This is a genomic window from Mycobacterium sp. NGS57 (genome assembly GCF_059812405.1).
The window spans coordinates 80,420-93,644 of record NZ_JCALCP010000004.1 but is presented as its reverse complement, the minus strand read 5'-3'; the positions used below and the strand labels follow the sequence as shown (position 1 = coordinate 93,644).

The following is a 13,225-nucleotide window of genomic DNA, read 5'->3' as shown; positions in this document are numbered from 1 at the left end:
GGTGGTCAAGTTCAACAAGAGGTTATTGGTCGTGTGGGCCGTCCTCGCGGCGCTCACGCTGGGCTATCTCTGGATCGACCACGCGGCGGATGGATCGCTGCAGCCGAGTGCGGTGGTCACGGCGAGCGTGATCGTGATCGCACTGATCAAGGTGCGCATCATCTTTCGCGAGTTCATGGAAGTCCGCCAAGCCCCGATCTTGCTATGCCGCCTCACCGACGCATGGGTGGTGATCATGGCCGTGGCCATGCTCGGCTGCTACTTCGTCGGCAGGACGATCTGACTCAGGCCACGGGCGCGACAATGTCGGCGGTCGTGAACGACAGGTGTAGCTCGCTCAAACCGCGCAAGATGTACGTCGGCTCGTAGTTGTAGCGACGTCCGGAGCTCGGACCGTGGTGGGCCTCGTCGATCTCGATGCGCGACATCCGGTCCAGAAGGCGCTCGATTGAGACACGGCCTTCGACGCGGGCGAGCGGCGCCCCGGGGCACGAGTGCACACCGCGGGCAAAGGCCATGTGCTCGCGCACGTTCTTGCGGTTGATGTCGAATTCGTGCGGATTCTCGAACCGGCGCGGGTCGCGATTGGCGGCACCGGGCAAGATCATCACCACGGTGCCGGCGGGGATGTCGACACCGCCGATGTTCGTCGCCCTGCGGGCCAGCCGCGAGTCGCTCTTGACCGGGCTTTCCATGCGCAGGGATTCTTCGATGAAGTTCGGGATCAGGCTGCGGTCGTCACGTAACCGCTGTTGGATGTCCGGCCGGTCGCCTATCACCTGCAGCGCAACACCGAGCAGCTTGGCGGTGGTCTCCTGCCCGGCGGCAAAAAGGAACGTGGCCGATCGGACCACCTCGATGACCGGGGGCGTCGACCCGTCGGGATACTTCGCTCCCGCCAGCGAGGTCAGCACGTCGTTGCGCGGTTCGCGGCGGCGGTCCTCAATGTAGGAGCAGAACTTGTCGTCGAGCCACTCCAGCGGGTTGATGCCGACCGATTCGTGGTCCAGGGCGCCCACCCGCGTGTCGGGACGATCGGCGCCCAGAACGACGCGGAACTCCTTGTGGTCGTCCTCGGGGACACCGAGCAGGTCGGCGATCACCAACGTGGCGAAGGGCTTCGAGTATTCGGCGATGAACTCGCACTCACCGTTGTGCAGGAACTCGTCGAGCTGGCGGTCGGCGAGGCGCCACATGAACTCCTCGTTCTGCTTCAGCCGGCTCGGGGTCAGCAGCTTGGCCAGCACCGATCGGGCACGTGTGTGCTCCGGGGGATCCATGGTGACCATGTGCTCGAACATCGGAAATTGACTGCGGTGCGCATCGATCTGGGCGCTGATGTCGTTGCCCTCGGGTTGGAACGGCAGCGGGGGAAACGGACCGCCCAGCGCGACGATGTTCGAGAACGTCTCGGGGTCCTTGTAGACCGCGCTGGCCTCCTCATAGCCGGTGATGGCGACGACCCCGTAGTGCGGCAGGCGGAGCACCGGGTTTTGACTGCGCAGGTAGTCGAAGTAGGGATGCGGATCGGGGACCAAGGACTGATCGGTGAAGAAGTCGATCGAGTCGTAGCTGCTCATCGGATTGCATCTCCTGGGCTGGGTTTACCGGTGGTGTTCGGCGGCAGCGGTGTCGCCGCCCGATGTCGAGATCGAGAAATCTGCTGAGCACCTGCTTAGCATGGCGGTAATGTCGTGGTCAAGGCCGCGAGGCCGTACCACGATACGATCCGTGTGGCCGGCACACTGCGACGAGAGTCACGGGCGCGACGAGAGTATGGAGTGAAGGCATGACACCTACTTCCGTGGCCCGCAGGATCGGGGCGCCGGACGCGAAGAATCGTGGCCTGTTGCTCGACGCGGCCGAGCGGCTGATGCTCGAGGAGGGCTACGCCGCCGTTACCTCGCGTCGGCTCGCCGGCCGCGCGGGGCTGAAACCCCAACTCGTGCACTACTACTTCCGCACCATGGACGAGCTGTTCCTCGAGGTGTTCCGCCGCCGCGCCGAAGAGGGTCTCGCCGTGCAGGCGCACGTGCTGCAATCGTCGCAACCCCTGTGGGCGCTGTGGAGATTCGGCACCGACCCCGGATTCACCCGCATCTCGATGGAGTTCATGGCGCTGGCCAACCACCGCAAGGAGATGCGCGCCGAAATTGCCTACTACGCCGAGCGTTTCCGCGAGGAACAACGCCAGGCGGTGACGGCCGCGCTGCAGCGCTACGGGGTCAAGCCCGGAGACGTGCCGCCGGTGGTCTGGACGGTCCTGATGACCAGCCTGTCGCGGTTTCTGGTGCTCGAGCGGGCGGTCGGCATCTCCGGCGGTCACGCCGAAACCCTGGAGCTGGTGGAAAATTACCTGCGCCGCCTCGAAGGCGAACCACAGCCCGTCGCGGATATACCGGAGGCCTGGGTGGTTCACCAGTGCCGCAGTGAGCAAAGCACGCCTTTGGGTCCGTCCTTGGATACGACGACGGCTCCGTCTACCGCCAATTCGCAATGAAGGTTGGGCGTCCCGGGTTCCGTGCCCGTGCTCGCCACGACCATCGCATACACCTCGGGTTTCGACAGGTCCAGCTCGTAAGTCCACGGCTGGCCCGGCACCAGGTCGACGTCGACGTGTGGTGTGAACGAGTAGGGGTTGTGGCTGTAGTCGGCAAAAATTGCCGGCTCATGGTCCAGGTAATAGATGTCGGTGTAGATGGGATTCTGGGCGGTCACCGTGTACTTGACGTGATGCATGACCGGATCGTCGGCATGGGCCCGTCCGCTCCCCGTCAGCGCACCCGCCACTATCAACAGCGAAGCCACCGACGCGATGGAGCCGGCGCGTATCACCGTCTTCGATCTGATGGTCATGATGCTCCTCCGGCCGCCGGGCGCGGTGTGGCGTTGCGGTTCATCACCCGTTCTGCGGCCTGCCAGTGCGGGTCGGCAACCCATAGCCGTGCAAAGGATGCTATCGCCTCATCAGGAGAAACTCCGCGGATTACGCGCTTTATCTCCGCCGCTGGGCGGCGGGCCAGCGACCTCGCGACAGGTCGCCATCCCTCATCAGGCGAGTCGAAGACGTCGCGGGGCAAGACTTGGTCCACCAAGCCGATTCGCTCGGCGTCAAAGGCGCTGAGTGCGGTTCCCGAACCGGCCAACAGCAGCGCCTTGCTCTTTCCGACCAGCGCGGCCAGCCGCTCGGCGCCACCCCAGGCCGGCATGATCTCCAACTGCACTTGGTTGAACGCGATCTTGATGTCGTCGGCCGCCACCCGGATGTCGGCGGCGACAGCGACTTCGGCGCCGCCGCCGAATGCGTGGCCGTTGAGTGCGGCGATGACGGGCGCGGGGAAGTCTGCCAACTGGTCGCAGATGGACCGCATCCGCCGTGCCATCGCTGCGGCGTCCGCCTCGGTCCGCAGCGCACTCAATTCCTTGAGGTCACCGCCCGATACGAAAGCGCGATCTCCGGCGCCCTTGATCACCAGTGCGTCGGCGCCCGCCGCTGCGTCGATTGCCTTCTCCAGCTGGTCCATGGTGTCCGGCGCGATGGCATTGCGCGCGTGGGGGCGATCGATGGTCAGCACCGCCAACCCCGGAACGAGGCTGTCGATCTCTAGGTCCACCATGCTCAATCGCTCCTCGGCAAGAGCCCGATATTGGCATTCTCTTTTCGCGAGAATAACATCATCGCTGCAGGCTCAAGAACTCTCACGGCGAGGATGGAGGTGACTCGGTGCGGAGCCGAATCGTGGCCGCCGCTGTGGCCCTCACCGTTGCCCTGCTCGGGGCATGCACGTCGCGGCCGCCGACCCAACTCTCCAGCACGGCATCGGCCACCGTGAACGGCAACGAGCGAAGCTTTCACATCGTCAAGTGCAGTCAGCTCGAGTGGACGCGGACGATCGACATCGGCAGTGATTTTGCCGGAGCCAAGCTCGTCGTCGACGAGAGTGCACAACCGGCGGTAGCCGAGTCTGTCCACATCCGGAACCTGGGTGGGTTCAGCGGGATGTACTCCCGGGGTGGCGGCGGCAACGCCGACCTGAGCATGACTGGTGACAAGTTCACCATCAGCGGCACCGCCGCCGGCCATACGACCGACAAATCCAATGAACCGGCTACCGCCACGTTCAAAATCGTTGTGACGTGCTGACCGCTTCCGGGCAGGGGGGCCGCGTTGCAGTCTGACCCGAGAGAGAATACTATTCTCACAAATCGCGAAGGAGGATCTCATGGGCCAGTTGTCACACCGGGAAGACGTTCCGTTTCCGATCTTTGACGCAGATAACCATCTCTACGAGCCGCCGGAGGCGCTGACCAAGTTCCTGCCCAAGCAGTACAAGGACTTCGTCCAGTACGTGCAGATCAACGGGCGGACGAAGATCGCGATCCGCGGGCACATCAGCAACTACATCCCCAACCCGACCTTCGAGGTCGTCGCCCGGCCGGGTGCCTGGGAGGAGTACTTCAAGTACGGCAACCCGGACGGCAAGAGCAAGCGCGAGCTGTTCGGTGAGCCGATGCGGGCGATCCCGGCGTTCTTCGAGCCCGGCCCCCGCTTGGAGAAGATGAACGAGCTGGGCCTGGACCGCACGTTGATGTTCCCGACACTGGCCAGCCTGCTCGAGGAACGGCTGCGCGACGACCCGGTCGCCATCCACGTCCTGATCCACGCGCTGAACGAGTGGCTCGACGAGGTCTGGGGGTTCAACTACCAGAACCGGATCTTCACCACCCCCGTCATCACCCTGCCGATCGTCGAGAAGGCGATCGAGGAACTGGAGTGGGCGGTCAAGCGCGGTGCGCGGTGCATCCTGGTCCGCCCGGCGCCGGTCCCCGGCTTCCGTGGTCCGCGTTCGTTCGCGACGCCCGAGTTCGACCCGTTCTGGGAGCGGGTTGTCGAGCACGACGTGCTGGTCGGCATGCACTCGTCCGACAGCGGCTATTCCCGGTACACCTCCGAATGGGACGGCGCCGAGCAGGAGATGCTGCCGTTCCAGACCAACGCGATGGGCATCCTCAACGAGTGGCGCCCAATCCAGGACGCGGTGGGATCGTGGGTGATTCACGGCGCGCTGTACCGCCACCCGAAGCTGAAGGTCGCGATCGTCGAGGCCGGTTCGAAGTGGATGACGCCGCTGCTGGACGGCCTGGCCGAGGTCTTCCGGAAGGCCCCGGAGGTTTTCCCCAGCGACCCCGTCGAGATGGTCAAGAACCGGATCCACGTGAGCCCGTTCTTCGAGGACGGCATCGACGACCTGGTCAACCTCGTCGGCGTGGACCAGGTGCTGTACGGCTCGGACTGGCCGCACCCGGAAGGGCTGGCGGAGCCGACGTTCTACGTCAACGCGCTGTCGCATCTGTCCGTCGACGACCAGGCCAAGATCATGGGCGGCAACCTCGGTCGACTCGTCACGGTGTGACGCGCCGGCCGAGCTGGCAGACCATCCCCGAGATGGTCTTGAGCGCGGCGGACCGCTTTGGCGACGCGGAAGCGATCGTCGACGGTCCGCTGCGCCTCACCTTCACCGAAGCTGTCGAGCGAATACGTTGCGCGGCAGGCGCGTTCGCCGACCTCGGCATCGGCAAGGGCGAACGGGTCGCCATCTGGGGACCCAACTCCGCGGAGTGGATCATCGCGGCGTTCGGGTTGCTCACCGCGGGCGGCGTGCTGGTGCCGGTCAACACCCGGTTCAAGACGGAAGAAGCCGGCGACATCATCGCGCGCAGCGGCGCGAAGGCCGTCTTGGTGCAGAAGGGCTTCCTGGGCAATGACTACTCCGACTACACCCCGCCCGCGGGGATACCGGTCATCGACCTGAAGTCCGACTTCCTTTCCGGCGGTTCCCCGTTCGAGCGCGCAGTGGACGGTGCCGACGTCTCGGACGTCATCTTCACCTCGGGCACGACGGGCCGCCCCAAGGGCGCGATGATGAATCATCGGCAGACGTTGCGAATGTACGAGGAGTGGGCGACGCTCGCCGATCTGCGCGAGGGTGACCGCTACCTGCAGATCAACCCGTACTTCCACACGTTCGGCCTGAAGGCGGGGCTCATCACGTCATTTTTGCGCGGCGCGACGATGCTGCCGGTCGCGGTGTTCGACGTCGATGCGGTGGTGAATCTCATTGAACGCGAAAGCATCACGATGCTCCCCGGTCCGCCGACGCTGTACCACTCGTTGCTGACGGTGCGCGACAAGGCCAAGCTGTCGACGTTGCGGGCGGGCGTGACCGGCGCCGCCGACATCCCCGTCGAACTGGTCCGCCGCATCCACAGCGAATTGCCGTTCCAGACGTTGATGACCGGTTACGGGCTCACCGAGGCCGGCAACGTGACGCTGTCGCGGCCCGGCGATTCGTTCGAGGACGTCGCCACCACGGCGGGCCTGCCCTGCGAGGGCGTCGAGGTGCGCATCGCCGACGACGGCGAGGTGCTGGCCCGCGGGTACGGCGTCATGCAGGGCTATCTCGACGATCCCGCCGGGACCGCCGAGGCGATCGACGCCGACGGCTGGCTGCACACCGGAGATCTGGGCAACCTCGACGACGCGGGCCGCCTGCGCATCGTCGGCCGCAAGAAGGACATGTTCATCGTCGGCGGATTCAACGCGTATCCGGCCGAGATCGAAGGTTTCCTGATGGACCACCCCGCCGTCGCGCAGGCGGCGGTGATCGGTATCCCCGACGAGAGGCTCGGCCAAGTCGGCAAGGCGTTCGTGGTCCGCAAGGGCCCCAATGACACCGTCGAGGCTGACGAATTGATCGGCTGGTGCCGGGACCGCATGGCCGGGTTCAAAGTGCCGCGCGCGGTACAGTTCCTTGATTCACTCCCACTCAACGCGACGGGGAAAGTGATGAAGGACCAGCTTCGATGAGTACCGGCGACATCCACTCGATGGTGATCGCGTCGGATTATCGCGTCCCGGATCCCACCCGGGTGTGGCCGCTGCTCGAGCGCAGTCAGGCGGCGCTCGCGGACATCGGCGCACACCACGTGCTGGTGTACACGTCCACCCACGACTACGGGCGCGTGCTGGTGATGATCGGGGTGCACAGCCGCGAGCCCATCGTGGAACTGCTGCGCTCGCGGGTCTTCTTCGATTGGTTCGACGAAGCCGGCGTCGAGGACATCCCGGGCGTCTTCGCCGGCGAGATCGTCGACCGGTTTGTTCCCCAGCCGCCGCCGGCCCCGGGGGCGCCCGGCGTCGTGGTATCCGCGATCGCGTCCGTCGACGACGTCTCCGCCCTGACCGCGGAAGTCGGATCGGCGATGGACAGGTTCACCACGGCCGGCATCCGAAAGACGTGGGTTTTCCAGGCTTTTGACGATGAGCACGAGGTTCTGATCCTGCAGGAGTTTCCCGACGAGGAAAGCGCGCGGCAGTGGATCGACCATCCCGACGCCGCCGCGCAATGGCTGTCGGGGGCCGGCGTCGGCGCCTACCCGCCGCTGTTCGTCGGCCGGTTCTTCGACATGATGCGCATCGAGGGATAGGCGCTTTCAGCGCCGCGGGCGGGCTCCGGGTGACATGGATCCGACGAGCTCGCCCAAGAGGCGCGGGATCTCCAACCGCGGCAACACCACCTCGACGAACACCATCCGGTCCCGGTGCTCGGCGGCCGCGGTGAGCGCGTCGTCGAGTTCGCCGTAGGTCTGCGCCCGGAACGAGAGGTGGTCGGTCACCCCCAACGCGTTGGGGACCTCGGTCCACTTCCAGCTCACAATGTCGTTGTAGGGGGCCGTTTCTCCGTGAATCGCCCGCTCCACGGTGTAGCCGTCGTTGTTGACCACCACGATCACCGGGGACAACCCTTCGCGCGAAAAAATGCCGAGTTCCTGGACGGTCAACTGCGCGGCCCCGTCGCCGATCAACAGCACCGTCCTGCGTTCCGGGCGTGCCACCGCCGCCCCGAGCGCCGCGGGCAGCGTGTAACCGATTGAGCCCCACAGTGGTTGGCCGATGAACGTGACGCCCTGCGGCAACCGGTGATCCGCCATGCCGTAGAACGAGGTGCCCTGGTCGGCGAGGACCACGTTGCCCGGGGTGAGCGCCGCGCACAGCCGGTCCCACAGCATCCGTTGGGTCAGGGGTTGATCGCGCGGCGGTGCCGGCGGCAGGGGAGCGGCCGGCGGCGACGCCACCGGCGGCGACGTGATCCCGCGCCGGACTAGGACCGTGGCCAGCGCCTCCAGGGCGGCGCCCATCTCCAGCGGCGCGAAAACCTCGCCGGCGACACTGCTTTGGTATTGGCCGACGTCGATGGTCCGCGCCGGATCGACCCGCTGGCTGAAGAAGCCGCTGACCATGTCGGTGAACACCACCCCCGCGGTCAGCAGCACCGGCGCGTCCTCGATCGCCGCGCGCACCCGATCGGCGCTGGCCGCGCCCGCGTAGATTCCCAAAAAGTTCGGGGAGCTCTCGTCGAGGAGGCTCTTTCCCCACATCAACGTGGCGTGCGGCACCACGTCGGCCGCCAGCAAGGCCTCGAGCTCCTTGACGGCCTGCAGGCGGTGCACCAGCAGGTCGGCCAGCACGGTCAACTGGTGCTCGCCGATCAGCTCCGTGGCGGCCTCGACGAACAGCGACAGCGCCCGGGGGCTGGTGCCGCCGCGGTAGCGGGGCAGCGGCGCGTCCGGCGGCTCGGTGGGGAAGCGCGCCACGTCGGTGGACAGCAGGATATAGCCGGGCCGCTTGTGTTCGCGCACCTCGGACAGCACCCGGTCGATCTCTCTGCACGCCGTCGCCGGCATGAGATTGGCTTGGGCGCAGGTGATTTCGCGGCCGATCCGGAAGAAGTGCTCGAAATCTCCGTCGCCGAGCGAATGGTGCAGGGCGCGCCTGGTGCCCTGCGCGTCCTTCGACGGGCCACCCACGATGTGCACGACGGGCACGTGCTCGGCGTAGCTGCCGGCGATCGCGTTGGCGGCGGAGAGCTCGCCAACGCCGAATGTCGTTACCACGGCGGACATTCCGCGCAGCCGGCCGTACCCGTCGGCCGCGTAACCGGCATTGAGCTCGTTCGCGCTGCCCACCCAGCGGATGGCGGGGTGGGCGACGATGTGGTCCAGAAACGCCAGGTTGTAGTCGCCGGGGACGCCGAAGATCTCGGAGACACCGAGTTCGGCGAGGCGGTCCAGCAGGTAGTCGCCGACGGTGTAGACGGGATCAGTCACAAACACGACGGTACGCCCGGGCGAAACCATTCCGGCCGACACGGCAGTTCAGTATCGTGCGGGCCATGGCAATCAAGGAATCCCGTGACATCGTCATCGAAGCCAGTCCCGAGGAGATTTTGGACGTCATCGCCGACTTCGAAGCGATGCCCGAATGGTCGGACCCCCACCAGAGCGCCGAGATCCTCGAGACCGGGGCCGACGGGCGGCCCAGCAAGGTCAAGATGAAGGTCAGGACGGCGGGCATCACCGACGAACAGGTGGTGGCCTACACCTGGAGTGGCAACGACGTGAGCTGGACGCTGGTCAGCTCCGGGCAGCAGAAGTCGCAGGACGGCAAGTACACCTTGGTCCCCAAGGGGGATTCCACCCTGGTCAAGATGGAGATCACCGTCGACCCGAACGTTCCGCTGCCCGGCTTCGTGCTGAAGCGCGCCGTCAAGGGGACGATCGATTCGGCCACCAAGGCGCTGCGCGAGCGGGTGCTGCAGGTGAAGAAGGGCAACTGACGCGGTGACCGGCGCGGGGCCGCTGGCCGGGGTGCGGGTGATCGAACTCGGCGGCATCGGGCCCGGCCCGCACGCCGGGATGATGCTCGCCGACCTGGGTGCCGGCGAAGGCTGGGGGCACCTCCCGCTTGCGGGGGACGGTCCCGACGACTGCGCGGCGGTCAATCCGCGGCTGATCTTCGCGCGCATCACCGGCTGGGGCCAGGACGGGCCGGTGGCGCAGACCGCGGGCCACGACATCAACTACCTGTCGCAGACCGGGGCGCTCTCGGCGCTGGGCTATCGGGATCGGCCGCCGATGCCGCCGCTGAACCTGGTCGCCGATTTCGGCGGCGGGTCGATGCTGGTGCTGCTGGGTATCGCGGTCGCGCTCTACGAACGCGAGCGCTCGGGCAAGGGTCAGGTCATCGACGCGGCGATGGTCGACGGGGTCAGCCTGCTCGCCCAGATGATGTGGACCATGAAGTCGACGGGCGCGCCGCGCGACGAGCGTGAGTCGTTCCTGCTCGACGGTGGCGCGCCGTTCTACCGGTTCTATGAGACCTCCGACGGCAAGTACGTGGCCGTCGGCGCCATCGAGCCGCAATTCTTCGCGGCGCTGCTGGACGGCCTGGGCCTGTCGCCCGACACGGTACCCGGCCAGCTCGACATCGGTTCGTACCCAACGATGTACGGCGTCTTCGCGGCCCGGTTCGCCAGCCGGACCCGCGACGAGTGGGCCGAAATCTTCGCGGGCACCGATGCCTGCGCGACCCCGGTGCTGAGCTGGGCCGAAGCCGCCACCAACGATCATCTGAACGCGCGGTCGACGGTGATCACCGCGCAGGCGTCGAACAGGCCGCGCCCGCGCCGCGTTTCTCCCGGACGCCGGCAGGCCGGGTCGAACCGCCGCCGGCGACGACCACGTCGCTCACCGAAATCGGCTGGTAGTTAAGAATATACGGCGAAAAGCCACGCGCGCGCAGGCCGTTGGGGTTAGTTTGTCCCCAGTGGCCGTAAAAGCATCACGGGAATTTGTCGTCGACGCGCCGCCAGAAGTGGTCATGGACGCGTTGACAGATGTCGGCCTGTTGTCGTCATGGTCGCCGCTGCACAGACAGGTCGAAGTGATCGACCGTTATCCCGACGGTCGACCGCACCATGTCAGGGCCACGATCAAGATCCTGGGACTCGTCGACAAAGAGGTCCTGGAATATCACTGGGGTCCCGACTGGGTCGTCTACGACGCCAAGGGGACCGCCCAGCAGCATGGCCAGCACATCGAGTACAACATCAAACCCGAGGGTGTCGACCAGACGCGGGTGCGTTTCGACATCACCGTCGAACCGGCAGGGCCCATCCCGGGTTTCGTCGTCAAGCGGGCGACCGAAAAAGTTCTCGACTCCTCGGTGAAGGGGCTGACCGACCTCGTGTTGGGTGGCGCGGATTCGGGCAGGCCTAGTTGACCTTTATAGGTTCCGGGCGCGTGCTGGATTGCTAATTTTGTAGCAGTGGCCGTACAAGCATCGTCGGAAATCGTCATCGACGCGCCCCCGGAAGCGATCATGGAGGCGCTCGCCGACATCGACGCCGTGCCGTCGTGGTCGTCGGTGCACAAGCGCGTCGAAGTCGTCGATAAGCATCCCGACGGGCGACCGCACCACGTGAAGGTCACCATCTCGGTGACCGGCATTCACGACACCGAACTGCTCGAATACCACTGGGGCCCCGACTGGATGGTGTGGGATGCGCACAAGACGGCTCAACAGCGCGGCCAGCATGGCGAGTACACGCTGACCCGGGAGGGTGAGGACAGGACCAGGGTGCGGTTCGTGATCACCGTCGAGCCCTGGGCGCCGCTGCCCGAGTTCTGGGTCAGGCGGGCCCGCAAGAAGATCCTGCAGGCCGCGCTCGAGGGGCTGCGCGAGCGCGTCATGGGCGGTTCGCCTACGTAGCGGACCCGTTCCGCAGCGCACCCAGCCGCCTGATCGCCTCGTCGAGGGTGTCGTCGCGCTTGCAAAATGTGAAGCGCACCAAGTGATTCCACACGTCCAAGTTCGGCGCCGCCGGGTCGCAGAACGCGGACATCGGGATCGCCGCCACCCCTACCTTTTCCGGCAGTGCCGCACAGAACGCGGTGCTGTCGTCGTAGCCGAGCGGGCGCGGATCGGCGCACAAAAAGTAGCTGCCGTCGCTGTCGTGCACGGCAAAGCCGATCTCGGTCAGTCCCGCGGCCAGCCGGTCGCGCCTGGTCTGCAACGAGCGGCGCAGGCCGGCCACCCAGGCGTCCTCGGTGTCCAGCGCGAGGGCCACCGCGGGCTGGAACGGCGCGCCGCCGACGTAGCTCAGATACTGTTTGGCGGCACGGATCCCCGCGACGAGTTGCGCTGGGCCGCAAGCCCATCCGATCTTCCACCCGGTGCAGTTGAACATCTTGGCCGCGCTGGAGATCGTGATGGTGCGCTCGGCCATGCCGTCGAAGCCGGCCAGCGGCAGGTGCTTCCTGCCCCCGGGACCGTCGAACACCAGGTGTTCGTACACCTCGTCGGTGATCACCAACAGGTCGGCGGCCACGGCGATCTCGGCGACGGCCGCCAGCTCCGTCGCGGTGAGCACGGCGCCGGTGGGGTTGTGTGGGGAGTTGACGATCAGCGCGCGGGTCCGGGGCGTCACCGCCCGGCGCAGGGCATCGGCGTCGAGCGCGAAGCCGCGCCCGTCGGGGACCAGCGGCACCGCGACGCGGTGCGCACCGGCCATGGCCACCACCGGGGAGTAGGAGTCGTAGAAGGGTTCGATGAGGACCACCTCGGCGCCCGGCTCGACCAGGCCGAACACCGCCGCCGCGATGGCCTCGGTGGCGCCGACGGTCACCAGCACCTCGGCGTCGGGGTCGTACTCGATGCCGAAATGGCGGCGACGGTGCCCGGCGATGGCCTCGCGCAGCGGCGCGATGCCTATCCCGGGCGGGTACTGGTTGGCGCCGGCGGCGATGGCGTCCTGGGCGGCCTTCAGCATGGCGGGCGGTCCGTCCTCGTCGGGAAAACCCTGGCCGAGGTTCACCGCACCGATCCGCGCGGCGAGCGCCGACATCTCGGCGAACACCGTCGTGGCGTAGGGCCGCAGTCGCGACACCGTCATGGGCGTTGAGCTTAAGGGGCCGGCAGCTGTCACGTCGCTGCTGGGCGCGGGTCTGTTCTTATAGCCAATAGCTGGGCTTTTGTGGTAATTGTGGGCATGCGCTTTAGCCATGTCCGCGCGGCGGTCGGTGTCCTGTTCGTTGCCCCGCTTGCGCTGATCGGGACGCCGTCGGCCCTCGCTGACACGGGCGTCAACGGTTACGTTCAATGCCTGGGCGGCGACGCGAAGCCCCCGCCGCCGGGGGTAGACGCAGACGTGTGGTTCCCCAGTGTCCACGTGATGGCGACGGAATTCGATTCCGGTGTCCCCGCGGCCCAGATAATTCAGAAACTTGAAGTCATGGGGGTCCCGCCGAACGACGCCGTCAAACGCGTGCAGTGCTTCCAGGCCAACCAACCGCGCGGGGCAGGTCACTGACGGGGTTTGCTGCC

Annotated in this window: 15 protein-coding genes and 1 pseudogene; 11 read left to right on the top strand and 5 right to left on the bottom strand. The window is 66.5% G+C overall.

What is annotated here, in order from left to right; all coding sequences use genetic code 11:
* Window position 1 precedes the first annotated feature (1 nt).
* Window positions 2-283: a cytochrome C oxidase subunit IV family protein gene (locus AC5Y43_RS09270; protein WP_499971728.1), complete on the top strand. Its 282-nt coding sequence runs from the start codon at window positions 2-4 to the stop codon at window positions 281-283.
* A gap of 1 nt (window position 284) precedes the next feature.
* Here AC5Y43_RS09270 and AC5Y43_RS09265 read toward each other — a convergent pair whose 3' ends face one another.
* The gene (locus AC5Y43_RS09265) at window positions 285-1,580 is read right to left on the bottom strand and encodes a cytochrome P450 (protein ID WP_499971725.1); all 1,296 of its coding nucleotides are present in this window, start codon (window positions 1,578-1,580) and stop codon (window positions 285-287) included.
* Window positions 1,581-1,789: 209 nt separating this feature from the next.
* On the opposite strand from AC5Y43_RS09265, the gene AC5Y43_RS09260 reads away from it, so the two are divergent.
* Window positions 1,790-2,500, top strand: a complete 711-nt coding sequence (locus AC5Y43_RS09260; RefSeq protein ID WP_499971722.1) for a TetR/AcrR family transcriptional regulator — start codon at window positions 1,790-1,792, stop codon at window positions 2,498-2,500.
* On the opposite strand, the gene AC5Y43_RS09255 is transcribed toward AC5Y43_RS09260, so the two are convergent.
* Window positions 2,416-2,856, bottom strand: coding sequence for an Rv2576c family protein (locus AC5Y43_RS09255; protein WP_499971719.1), 441 nt, complete (start codon window positions 2,854-2,856; stop codon window positions 2,416-2,418). The genes AC5Y43_RS09260 and AC5Y43_RS09255 overlap by 85 nt on opposite strands.
* Window positions 2,853-3,617 carry an enoyl-CoA hydratase/isomerase family protein gene (locus AC5Y43_RS09250; protein ID WP_499971717.1) on the bottom strand — a complete coding sequence of 255 codons (765 nt, stop codon included), beginning with the start codon at window positions 3,615-3,617 and terminating at the stop codon, window positions 2,853-2,855. Before AC5Y43_RS09250 ends, AC5Y43_RS09255 begins: the two co-directional genes overlap by 4 nt.
* A gap of 107 nt (window positions 3,618-3,724) precedes the next feature.
* Here AC5Y43_RS09250 and AC5Y43_RS09245 point away from each other — a divergent pair, with 107 nt between their 5' ends.
* The 4 genes from AC5Y43_RS09245 (at window position 3,725) to AC5Y43_RS09230 (ending at window position 7,488) form a co-directional block, all read left to right on the top strand.
* The gene (locus AC5Y43_RS09245) at window positions 3,725-4,144 is read left to right on the top strand and encodes a lipoprotein LpqH (protein ID WP_499971715.1); all 420 of its coding nucleotides are present in this window, start codon (window positions 3,725-3,727) and stop codon (window positions 4,142-4,144) included.
* A gap of 79 nt (window positions 4,145-4,223) precedes the next feature.
* Window positions 4,224-5,414, top strand: coding sequence for an amidohydrolase family protein (locus AC5Y43_RS09240; protein WP_499971713.1), 1,191 nt, complete (start codon window positions 4,224-4,226; stop codon window positions 5,412-5,414).
* 32 nt (window positions 5,415-5,446) lie between these two features.
* Window positions 5,447-6,868: a FadD3 family acyl-CoA ligase gene (locus tag AC5Y43_RS09235; RefSeq protein ID WP_499972204.1), complete on the top strand. Its 1,422-nt coding sequence runs from the start codon at window positions 5,447-5,449 to the stop codon at window positions 6,866-6,868.
* Entirely contained in the window at window positions 6,865-7,488 is a 624-nt protein-coding gene (locus AC5Y43_RS09230; protein WP_499971711.1) for a fatty-acid--CoA ligase, read from the top strand. Before AC5Y43_RS09235 ends, AC5Y43_RS09230 begins: the two co-directional genes overlap by 4 nt.
* Window positions 7,489-7,494: 6 nt before the next feature.
* Here AC5Y43_RS09230 and AC5Y43_RS09225 read toward each other — a convergent pair whose 3' ends face one another.
* Window positions 7,495-9,198 (bottom strand): alpha-keto acid decarboxylase family protein, encoded by a 1,704-nt coding sequence (locus AC5Y43_RS09225; protein WP_499972202.1) that lies wholly within the window; start codon window positions 9,196-9,198, stop codon window positions 7,495-7,497.
* A gap of 35 nt (window positions 9,199-9,233) precedes the next feature.
* Here AC5Y43_RS09225 and AC5Y43_RS09220 point away from each other — a divergent pair, with 35 nt between their 5' ends.
* The 4 genes and pseudogenes from AC5Y43_RS09220 (at window position 9,234) to AC5Y43_RS09205 (ending at window position 11,611) form a co-directional block, all read left to right on the top strand.
* Window positions 9,234-9,677, top strand: a complete 444-nt coding sequence (locus AC5Y43_RS09220; protein WP_499971709.1) for an SRPBCC family protein — start codon at window positions 9,234-9,236, stop codon at window positions 9,675-9,677.
* Between the two features lie 4 nt (window positions 9,678-9,681).
* Window positions 9,682-10,607: pseudogene (locus AC5Y43_RS09215) on the top strand (CaiB/BaiF CoA transferase family protein).
* 59 nt (window positions 10,608-10,666) lie between these two features.
* The gene (locus AC5Y43_RS09210; RefSeq protein WP_499971707.1) at window positions 10,667-11,122 is read left to right on the top strand and encodes an SRPBCC family protein; all 456 of its coding nucleotides are present in this window, start codon (window positions 10,667-10,669) and stop codon (window positions 11,120-11,122) included.
* 45 nt (window positions 11,123-11,167) lie between these two features.
* Window positions 11,168-11,611: an SRPBCC family protein gene (locus AC5Y43_RS09205; RefSeq protein WP_499971705.1), complete on the top strand. Its 444-nt coding sequence runs from the start codon at window positions 11,168-11,170 to the stop codon at window positions 11,609-11,611.
* On the opposite strand, the gene AC5Y43_RS09200 is transcribed toward AC5Y43_RS09205, so the two are convergent.
* Complete coding sequence (locus AC5Y43_RS09200) at window positions 11,604-12,794, bottom strand: pyridoxal phosphate-dependent aminotransferase (RefSeq protein WP_499971703.1); 1,191 nt, start codon at window positions 12,792-12,794, stop codon at window positions 11,604-11,606. The genes AC5Y43_RS09205 and AC5Y43_RS09200 overlap by 8 nt on opposite strands.
* A 96-nt stretch (window positions 12,795-12,890) precedes the next feature.
* On the opposite strand from AC5Y43_RS09200, the gene AC5Y43_RS09195 reads away from it, so the two are divergent.
* Window positions 12,891-13,211: a hypothetical protein gene (locus AC5Y43_RS09195; RefSeq protein WP_499972201.1), complete on the top strand. Its 321-nt coding sequence runs from the start codon at window positions 12,891-12,893 to the stop codon at window positions 13,209-13,211.
* Window positions 13,212-13,225 lie beyond the last annotated feature (14 nt).